Raw genomic sequence first — 8,915 nt, 5'->3', positions numbered from 1 at the left:
ATACTGGTCGATTCTAGTCCTTGCCCGAGTCGTGAGCGGCCGGCCTATGACTCCTTCAGGAGTGAGGTCTTTTTGTGGCCCACGAAAGCGCTGGAAGGTTGCGCGCGGCCAGGCTGGCTGGCGATGATCGAGCACCTGCTGTTGACTCGTTACTGCTATCGAAGCAAGCGTCAGAGAATACGATATGAGCCATCCAAAGTACACTCATGTCGGTTGTTACAACCGGGTTCCCTACGACTCACATCTTATCTCCCTGAATTGCGTTTCGATTGCGATGCCAGTTTCGTCAGGATGGCACGACACAGAATCAGGCGGGTTGCCGGTCAGATGTCGCGCGTGCGCGGGATGACGACCGCCTGGCCGTGTACCTTTCCATCCGTGTCCAGGAGCTGCCACAGCGTGGCCTCTTCGATCACGAAGCGCCGGCCTGACTTGGTGATACGCACGCCCCTGTAGCCAGCTTCGTAGCCGATCTGTTGTACACGCGCGAGGAACTGCTGCCGCGCCTCGCGATTCTGGGGCTCGGCTGAGAGCCGCGACGGCAAGCGGGTGATTTCATCCCAGCCATATTCGAAGCGGCGCTGGGCGGCCTTATTTCCGTAGATGAAGAGCGGGTCGGGATCGGTATTGTGCGCGAGCACCGCGAACGGGGCGCACTCATAGAGCCATTTGGTAGCCTCGGGCACCGGCATGCCCTGTGGAACCAGCGGTTGACGGAGCAGCTGGGCGTAGCTGTTGGCGAGGAGTTTGTAGAACGCAGGGTTGCTGTGGAGTGGGACTATCTGAGACATTGCAACGGAAATCGGGAGGGCATTGTAAGACTTTATGTACGGATGGTAGCCGACAGGAGGTCGGATGGCTATTACATGAAACTGGAATCAATTCCATATTCGTCAACCGCGCTTGGGACGTAATGTGGCGCGGGTTCGCGCAGCGGACCAAGCCGTGCTCGCCTGGAACCGATGCCGCCCCGGCGCCGACCGGGTCGGCATGCGACCGCCCGGTCACACGGTTGTAGAAGTACGCCCCCGTGCATGACGGGCGGAGATTCCGGAAGCGATCAGGGACACCGCGCTGTCCAACCACGCGCGCCACAGGCCAGCGATCGCGAAAGGGCTCACCGCCTGCAAACCGATGCGCCAACACGCTGCCTTGCCAGTCTCGCTGTGCGCGACGCAGATCCAGTAGCAAAAGGCATTGCATAAGCGAAAGTTTATGGTCTGTAGAAGAATGTTTAATTGTCATTAATGTCTTGCCGGGTTTAGGCTTTTCTCAAGTTCACTTCATCGCTTGGGCATTCGAATGGGCCAGCCAACCTCCAACCAAGGTCGCACTGCCAACGCAGTCCCGACACAACGCCCCCTCAATGCCGGCGCAGAACCGCCGCTCGGTGCGCATCTCATCACTCCGCGCCACGGCTACAGCCACCATGGCATCTATGTAGGCGACGGCAAAGTTGTGCATTACGCTGGACTTGCCAGGGCGTTGCGTCGCGGCCAGGTCGAGGAAGTCAGCATCACGCGTTTCGCCGCCGGATACGAGGTCTTGATCGAATCAAGTGCTGATCCGGTGTACGCCAGGAACGAAGCCGTGTGGCGTGCACGCTCGCGGCTAGGCGAGAATCGCTACAGGGTGCTGACCAATAACTGCGAGCACTTCTGCGCCTGGTGCCTGTATGGAGAAAGCCGTAGCAAACAAGTGCTCGCGTGCTTCGTCGAGCCGCGCACGGCCCTTCGGACCGCGTTATGCCTGTTCACTGCGTTCTTGGCGGCGGCATGGCCGATGCGGCGCACCGGACCTTGCGAGAGCTGATGATGGATTCTTGCCGGCAGTTGTGGGGCTGTCCCTGGCGCGTCGCGCTTTGAGCGGCATTTCAATTCAAAGCGACAGGAAATTCTCGTCGCCTCAACCGTTTGAGTCACCACAGCGAGAAGTCAAGCACGCTGAGGTACAGATGGAGAAGGGGCCATGGAGTCGGTCAATCAATGTGTGTGTGTAGTCGATGACGATGCAAGCATCCGGGAAGCGCTGACAAGCCTGCTACGCGCCCATGGAAAAAGTGTGCTGTCGTTCAACTCGGGGAAGGAGTTTCTGGAATCCATTCAGTGGGACGCAGTGGCATGCTTGATTCTTGATATGCGCATGCCGGGCATGAGCGGACTGGAAGTCCAGGAGCAAGTTATTAACAACTCTCATGCTTCGATCGTTTTCGTCACTGGACGAAATGACGTGCCTTCCACAGTTCTGGCGATGAAGAGCGGGGCCGTTGACTTCCTGGCTAAGCCCCTCAGTGAGGATGCTCTGCTCCGAGCAGTCGATACGGCAATTGCCAGGACGCATTTGCAGCGAAGCAATGCCGCAGAAGCTGCTGCGCTACGAGCGTTGTACGAAACCCTGACCCCAAGAGAGCAAGAGCTTCTGCCTTTGCTTGTCGGGGGGTTGTTGAACAAACAGGCAGCGGACGTACTGGGGATCACTGAGTACACCGTGCAGGTGCATCGTGGTCACATTATGAAGAAGATGCAAGCGGGCTCATTTGCTACGCTCGTCAGGCAAGCAGGGCGGCTGGAGCTTGAGACGTACCTGCCAACCAGGGGCCACCGGCTTTGAGGCCTTGTCCGTTGTAACGCTGTCCACGAAAGGAGCGAGTGCTCGGGGTGCATTCCATTACCGAGCATTCGCCAGGGCTTCGGCATGCACGCAAGTCAGCGTACAAGTACCGCTGCGGCGGCGAAGACCTAGCCACAATCACACTCGTTGCGAATGATGTCTCCCACGACTGGGGCTATGCCCGTTTTCGTGCGGAGGCGCGCTCATAGACTGGGCTTCCCCCGCTGCGGTCGGACAGCCCCATCAACGACGCCTTCAAGGTAGATCGCCGCCCCGGGCATCGCCAGACCTACAAACGGTAGCCCACCGCGCCGGTTGCTGTGAGCGCTTCATACCCGGGTATATCGCGGCATCAGCGGGCTTGTCCCCACGTATCCGGCGGGGCATGGGTATGGCGCTTCCAGGCAGCGCCGCCTAAACCAAGGTATGACTTGGAGCTAGCCAATGCGCTAGCAAAAGCCAACGCACGCATGAAGGCGCGCGCGCGCCGTCGCACCTATGCTTCGAGCTAGGGAAATCGAGCCCGCTCGACGATCCCGATAGCAAGGCATGCATCGCACCCGGGCCGTGCAGTTCCACGGAGCAAGGCGCGATCCGCAACGCCATGTTCTGCTTGCCGGAGATCTGTGCCGGCGCCATCTGTCACCGACCGAGGAAATCATGACCACACGCACCCAACTCCGCCTTGCCATCGCCGGCCTCATCGGCGCGGGCATCCTCTCCACCGGCGTGGTCCACGCTGCCGACCCGCGTACCAGCCCTGACAGCGCCGACCGGTACGGCTACAACGTCAACGCGAACAGCAAGCGCGACCCATTCACCGATGGTGCGCGCAGCGGTCGGATTGACCGCAAGTTCGACCCCTATACCGAGGGCGCCCGCCTGGAAGGGACGTCGCGCCCGTTCGACGGCGTACTGGTCGCCGGCCGCGACCTGACTGGCGTAAGGGGATCGCCGGCCGGCGACGGCACGGCGCAAGGCTGATACTAGGGCTGCCCATCGCCGCGCGGGCAGCCCCTGTTTCCTGGCGGCGATTCTGCCCACGGAGGTCCGTGATGAACAACGTTGCTCTGATGCTTGAGCCCACGCGCGTCGGCGAAGCGGCGGAAGCGAGGACCGTCTCCGGCGTTCCCGGCGATTCAACGCCGCCGTGCTCCGGCAGCCGCAGGCATGTCCTGTTGACGGCAGCGTGGCTTGGCATGTGTGCCGCCAGTTGCGCGATGGCTGCGGTCGTCGCGTTGTGGGTGCCGCTTTGACGGCGGGCCGGTGCCAGCCTGCCAGTGCCAGCGACAGGCGCGCTGGCTGGAATCGCGCTTCAGGCGAGCGCGCCGGAGACCACGCCAAGCGCTTCGGCCTTGAGCACGAAGTCCGCCAGCGACGTGGATCCCATTTTCTTCATGGCTTGGCCGCGGTGGAGTTTTACTGTGATCTCGCTCAGGTGCATCTCAGCGGCTATCTGCTTGTTCATCAGGCCCCGTACTACCAGCGCCATCACTTCGCGCTCGCGCGGCGTCAGGGATTGATAGCGGCGCCGCAGGGCGGCGCCAGACTGGTCGGAGGTACGGCGTGCTGCGTCGCGCGCGAGCGCGCTGCTGACCGCATCCAGCATGTCCTGGTCGCGGAACGGCTTGGCCAGGAAATCGGTGGCGCCCGCCTTCATGGCCTTCGCTGTCATGGCGACATCGCCGTGCGCGCTCATGAAGACAATGGGGATGGGCATGCCGCCCGCGGTAATCTGTTCCTGCACCACCAGGCCGCTCTGGCCCTTCAGGCGTACGTCCAGCACCAGGCAACTCGGCGCGTCGGCCTGCTTGTGCGCGAGGAATTCCTGCGCCGAGGCGAAGACCTCGACGTGCAGGCCGACGGAACGCAGCAGCATGCTGAGCGCCGCCCGCATGGAATCGTCGTCGTCCACGACGTAGACCACGGGAGTGCCACCTGGCTCATTGCTCATTGTCCGTCCTCGTGCTGAATCGGCAGCACCACTTGCAGCGACGCGCCACCGTCATGCGGGGATTCCGCCCAGATCCGGCCCCCGTGCGCTTCGACGATCGAACGGCAGATGGACAGGCCCATGCCCATGCCGTCCGTCTTGGTGGTGAAGAATGGGTTGAACAGGTGCTCGGCATCCCCAGCGGGAAAGCCGTTGCCGGAATCGCGGACCGTCAGCTTCACCTGCTCCGGTTCGACCCGGCAGGTGCTGATCCACAGGCGGCGCCGGCGGCTGGTCACGCCATCCATCGCCTGCACGGCGTTCACCACCAGATTGACCAGCACCTGTTGCAGCTGCACGCGGTCGCCGCGGATCAGCGAAGCTGGTTCATTCAGCTGCAGCATGGCTTCGATGCCATGGTCCTGCAGCTCGCGGCGCAGCAGCTCCACCGCTTCTCGCGCCAGCGCGTTCGGATCGACTTCGGCATAGCTGGGATCGCGCTTCTGCGCCATCGCGCGGATCTGGCGGATGATCTCGCTGGAGCGCTTGGCGTCGGAGATCATCTGCCGGATCGATCGCGTGGCTTCGTCGATGTCAGGCTGCGGGCGGTGCAGCCATCGCAGCGCGGCATCCGCGCAGGTGACGATGGCTGCGATCGGCTGGGCGACCTCGTGGGCAATCGAGGCAGCGAGTTCGCCCAGCGTCGTGATGCGCGTGACATGGGCCAGTTCGGTCAGCGAGCGCTGCAGCGCCTGTTGCGTCAGCGTGGCCTCCGTCACGTCCATCAGGGCTCCGACATACTCGAGGTGGCCTGCGGTAGCAGTGTTTAGCCTGGCCACCAGGTGCACATGCTTGACCGAGCCGTCCGGCATCAGCAAGCGGTGCATGACGTCGATGCGCGGCGCACCCGCCCGGATCTGGGCGCGGGCTTCCTGTACTAGCGCCAGGTCGTCCGGGTGTGTCCGCTCCAACATGTGATCGGAGGTGGGCTGTACGCTCGTATCGTAGCCCAGAATGCGGTAGGCCTCGTCCGACCAGGTCATTTCCTCTTCCGGCAGCCTCAGCGCCACGCTGCCGGTCTTGCTGAGCCGCTGCGCCTCGGCGAGGAAGGCCTCGCTGCGTGTCAGCGCGGCTTCGGCCTGGTGGCGTTTGGTAATGTCGTTGCTCGTGGCGAGGATGGCGGCCGGCTGGCCGGACTGGTCTCGCCACAGCGCCCAGCGGCTGGAAATGGTGAGCGGCTTGCCGTCGCGGCGCATGCGCTGCAACTCGCCGTCCCAGCGCCCGGTCCGCAGCAGTTCGGCTCGGATATTTTCCACAGGGACGGGAAAGCGGGTCTGCGTCAGCCGGTGGACCGACTGGCCCATGGCCTCACCCGCGGTCCAGCCGTAGACCTCCTCGGCGCCGCGGTTCCAGAAAGTGACGCTGTCGTCCATGTCGTACACGACGATGGCGTCATGCGTCAGGTTCAGCATCTGGATCTGCTCGCGCAGGCGCGCCGTGCTGGCCAGATTGCGCAGCGCCAGCAGCGACGTAATCGTGATCGCGAGCACGCTGAATACGCAGCGCGCCAGTGAGCCGGCACTGTCGTTAACATCCACAGAAAGCGCGAACCCGACCAGCGTCAGGACAACACAGGCCACACCCGCGGCAAGGGTTCTCCGCCGCGATCCACCCAGCGCGACCAGCAGTACCACCACCACGTAAAGTACGGCAATGGCGATATCCAGCGGCGTCAGTGCATCGATCAGGAAGACGGCCAGCGCGAGCACCAGCGCGACCAGCGACTGCGCTCGCGTGCTGGGGCGCGCCGGGCCGATGGCGGGGAATGACTCGGTCATGCCGGACCTCTCGGAGCTGGCGGCCCAGCTGAAGACAGACTGGAAGGGAGAACGACGCGCTCTGTTCATGGAGGCTCGATAACATGGTTTCCTGGCGCTGGCGGCATGCCAATGCGCGAAACCCATGCCGGCCGGCATGGGTTGTAATCTGGCGCTTCGTCGCGCATGCCGGTGCCAGGCACCGGCGCGAGCGGACCAATGTGCGCTGCGCGTGTCCGATTGCCTTCACTGCGTCTTCTGCCGCGTGCAACTGCTACGGCTCGCGGGCGGACTCGTGCGTTATCTGTTCCAGGCATTCACATACCGCGGCGCCATCGACAGGCTTGCAAAGGAAAGACCTTGCCCCACACTCCAGCGCTTGCTTGCGGATGGCCTCGGTACAGAAGGCCGTAATGAAGATCACCGGTACGAGGACGCTGGCCTGGACGAGCGCCCTTTGCATTTCAAGGCCGGTCATGCCCGGCATCTGGATATCGGAAATCACGCACGCCACCTCGGCGGCACTGCCCGAATCCAGGAAATCACGCGCCGAGGAGAACGGGCGGGCTTCCCAGCCGAGCGAGCGGACCAGGCTCGATGTCGCCACGCGGACCGATTCGTCGTCGTCGACGATCGCTACTATCTGATTGTTGTACAAGCGACTACCTCTGCCAAGCTGAGCATCGGGTCCGCGCACCGACCGTGCGCGGAATCCATACCCTTTGCAGGCATCTTATGCGCCCTGTTTGCCGGGGGGAATTACATGAACGTATAGGTATAGGCGCCCCGGCCGCCGCGTATCCTGCCGTGTCTGGTAGACGGCACTTCATAAGCATCGCTCCGCATGCCATGGATAGCGCATGGCCGGAGGTACTGGTCCGGCAATGGTGCAATCCCGACAGTGGTGAAGCCACGCGTTCGTGCGGTGGCACCGCCTCTCACGCGATATGGCGGTGCACACATTCCCGCGATCGAGATGACGCTACTCGCCAGCATCCCGGAGGCGGAGTCGCGAACTGCCGTGTCACATGCGGGTGCTGATTCCAGCGACGCCGAATCGAGCCCGACAAGAGGGCCAGACTTCGCCGGCTGATCCACCTTCGTGGAAGCATGAGGCCGCGAATTCTTTGATGATCGATCTGCCTATGCGCCCGCCGAACGTAGCGCGGGCCGCCGTACAGTGAAGTCGTTCCCAGCGCTGTCGACTCAACTTGTGAATCTGCTTGGCTACCTACGGCATTTGCTAACGGACCCGCATAGCCCATGCCGACACTCCATCTTTATGTAATAGCGAATCGTCGTCTCTGAATCTACCATCCAGAGACCTTGAAGCCGTGAAAGAGTCAAACACGATCCAGGGATGAGCATTTCGTCCAGCTGTGCGAAGGGTCTGGCACGAATTGACAGCAACCCGTCGATGCATTGCTGGATTGCATCAGCGTTCTTTGTCTCAATCGACTGGCATGCGTTCAGTTTCAGAATTGGTTATGGTGGGCCGCCATACGCGGTGCCGAGTATTCCTCTGGGCGTGGCCCGTTCCCGGTCGTTCCGGATTCTGAGCGATCGATCCGAATTTCCCGTAGTTGCGAACGGCGCCATCCGACGTGTTGGGCTATCGCTCGACAGCCGCCCGCACGAAGCGTTCACCCGTCCGCGACGCATGACTCCCATTTCAACATAGGAGATATCCATGGCTGTTTCCGCCATCCCAACGACACCTGCTGACCAGGTCTGGCGTGCAGCGACGTTGACCAATGTCTTGTTCGAAAAGAAGGGGCCCATCGCCTACGTGACTATGAATCGGCCCAAGGTTCTCAATGCGCTGAGCCAGCACGCCTGGGAAGATCTCAGAACGGCTTTCGAACAGGCGCGCGATGACGCTGCGGTGCTCGGCGTGATCCTCACCGGGGCTGGCGACAAGGCTTTCATCGCAGGGCAGGACATCAGTGAGCTGCAGCATGTGACGCCAGTTGTTGCCGAAAACTTGTCTCGCCATGGACAGGCGGTGCTCGACCTGATTGAAAACCTTGGCAAGCCGGTCATCGCGGCCGTTAACGGCTTTGCACTCGGCGGCGGCTGCGAGACGGCCATGGCTTGCACCATCCGTGTCGCCGCGGAGCACGCGCGGTTCGGACAGCCGGAGGTCAAGTTGGGTATTCCGCCGGGCGCCGGCGGAACACAGCGATTACCGCGGCTGCTCGGCAAGGGACGAGCACTACAGATGATTCTTACCGGAGAGGTGATCAGCGCTCAGGAGGCCTGGCGTATCGGGCTGGTCAACGAAGTGGTGCCGGCCGGAGAGTTGATCGCACGCTGTGAAGAGATCCTGAGGCAGATTCTGGCGAACGCGCCGGTGGCTGTGCGCTTTGCGCTCGAAGCAGTGAATAAAGGAATGGAGACGAGCTTGTCGACGGGGCTGTTGCTCGAGGCCTCCGTGTTCGCGGTCTGCGCGGGGACGGAAGACATACGCGAGGGCACCGCTGCCTTTCTGGAAAAGCGCGCCGCTCACTTTCATGGGCGCTGAGTCCGTACATCGTGAACGACTATTAACAGGA

Annotated in this window: 8 protein-coding genes; 4 read left to right on the top strand and 4 right to left on the bottom strand. The window is 62.3% G+C overall.

What is annotated here, in order from left to right; genetic code table 11:
* Positions 1 to 323 precede the first annotated feature (323 nt).
* Positions 324 to 791, bottom strand: coding sequence for an MEKHLA domain-containing protein (locus AC3WL8_RS26800; RefSeq protein ID WP_492379131.1), 468 nt, complete (start codon positions 789 to 791; stop codon positions 324 to 326).
* Between the two features lie 511 nt (positions 792 to 1,302).
* Here AC3WL8_RS26800 and AC3WL8_RS26795 point away from each other — a divergent pair.
* From AC3WL8_RS26795 to AC3WL8_RS26785, 3 genes are all read left to right on the top strand, one after another.
* The gene (locus AC3WL8_RS26795) at positions 1,303 to 1,812 is read left to right on the top strand and encodes a lecithin retinol acyltransferase family protein (RefSeq protein ID WP_492379130.1); all 510 of its coding nucleotides are present in this window, start codon (positions 1,303 to 1,305) and stop codon (positions 1,810 to 1,812) included.
* A 156-nt stretch (positions 1,813 to 1,968) separates the two neighbouring features.
* Positions 1,969 to 2,610, top strand: a complete 642-nt coding sequence (locus AC3WL8_RS26790; protein ID WP_492379129.1) for a response regulator transcription factor — start codon at positions 1,969 to 1,971, stop codon at positions 2,608 to 2,610.
* 660 nt (positions 2,611 to 3,270) lie between these two features.
* Positions 3,271 to 3,594, top strand: coding sequence for a hypothetical protein (locus tag AC3WL8_RS26785; RefSeq protein WP_492379128.1), 324 nt, complete (start codon positions 3,271 to 3,273; stop codon positions 3,592 to 3,594).
* Between the two features lie 331 nt (positions 3,595 to 3,925).
* On the opposite strand, the gene AC3WL8_RS26780 is transcribed toward AC3WL8_RS26785, so the two are convergent.
* The 3 genes from AC3WL8_RS26780 to AC3WL8_RS26770 form a co-directional block, all read right to left on the bottom strand.
* The gene (locus tag AC3WL8_RS26780) at positions 3,926 to 4,564 is read right to left on the bottom strand and encodes a response regulator transcription factor (protein WP_492379127.1); all 639 of its coding nucleotides are present in this window, start codon (positions 4,562 to 4,564) and stop codon (positions 3,926 to 3,928) included.
* Positions 4,561 to 6,381, bottom strand: coding sequence for a PAS domain-containing sensor histidine kinase (locus AC3WL8_RS26775; RefSeq protein ID WP_492379126.1), 1,821 nt, complete (start codon positions 6,379 to 6,381; stop codon positions 4,561 to 4,563). The genes AC3WL8_RS26780 and AC3WL8_RS26775 overlap by 4 nt, the downstream gene beginning before the upstream one ends.
* Positions 6,382 to 6,634: 253 nt before the next feature.
* On the bottom strand, positions 6,635 to 7,018 hold the full coding sequence (locus AC3WL8_RS26770) for a response regulator transcription factor (RefSeq protein ID WP_492379125.1): 384 nt from the start codon (positions 7,016 to 7,018) through the stop codon (positions 6,635 to 6,637).
* Positions 7,019 to 8,050: 1,032 nt separating this feature from the next.
* On the opposite strand from AC3WL8_RS26770, the gene AC3WL8_RS26765 reads away from it, so the two are divergent.
* Positions 8,051 to 8,884 carry an enoyl-CoA hydratase-related protein gene (locus AC3WL8_RS26765; RefSeq protein ID WP_492379124.1) on the top strand — a complete coding sequence of 278 codons (834 nt, stop codon included), beginning with the start codon at positions 8,051 to 8,053 and terminating at the stop codon, positions 8,882 to 8,884.
* Positions 8,885 to 8,915 lie beyond the last annotated feature (31 nt).

Source organism: Cupriavidus sp. FW305-F7 (genome assembly GCF_058782875.1).
Note: the sequence above shows the minus strand (reverse complement) of the source record. Positions and strands in the feature narration are given on the sequence as shown.

Coding starts and splice junctions, on each gene's coding strand:
- AC3WL8_RS26785 (WP_492379128.1), top strand. CDS start 3,271: ATGACCACACGCACCCAACTCCGCCTTGCCATCGCCGGCCTCATCGGC.
- AC3WL8_RS26780 (WP_492379127.1), bottom strand. CDS start 4,564: ATGAGCAATGAGCCAGGTGGCACTCCCGTGGTCTACGTCGTGGACGAC.
- AC3WL8_RS26790 (WP_492379129.1), top strand. CDS start 1,969: ATGGAGTCGGTCAATCAATGTGTGTGTGTAGTCGATGACGATGCAAGC.
- AC3WL8_RS26765 (WP_492379124.1), top strand. CDS start 8,051: ATGGCTGTTTCCGCCATCCCAACGACACCTGCTGACCAGGTCTGGCGT.
- AC3WL8_RS26775 (WP_492379126.1), bottom strand. CDS start 6,381: ATGACCGAGTCATTCCCCGCCATCGGCCCGGCGCGCCCCAGCACGCGA.
- AC3WL8_RS26800 (WP_492379131.1), bottom strand. CDS start 791: ATGTCTCAGATAGTCCCACTCCACAGCAACCCTGCGTTCTACAAACTC.
- AC3WL8_RS26795 (WP_492379130.1), top strand. CDS start 1,303: ATGGGCCAGCCAACCTCCAACCAAGGTCGCACTGCCAACGCAGTCCCG.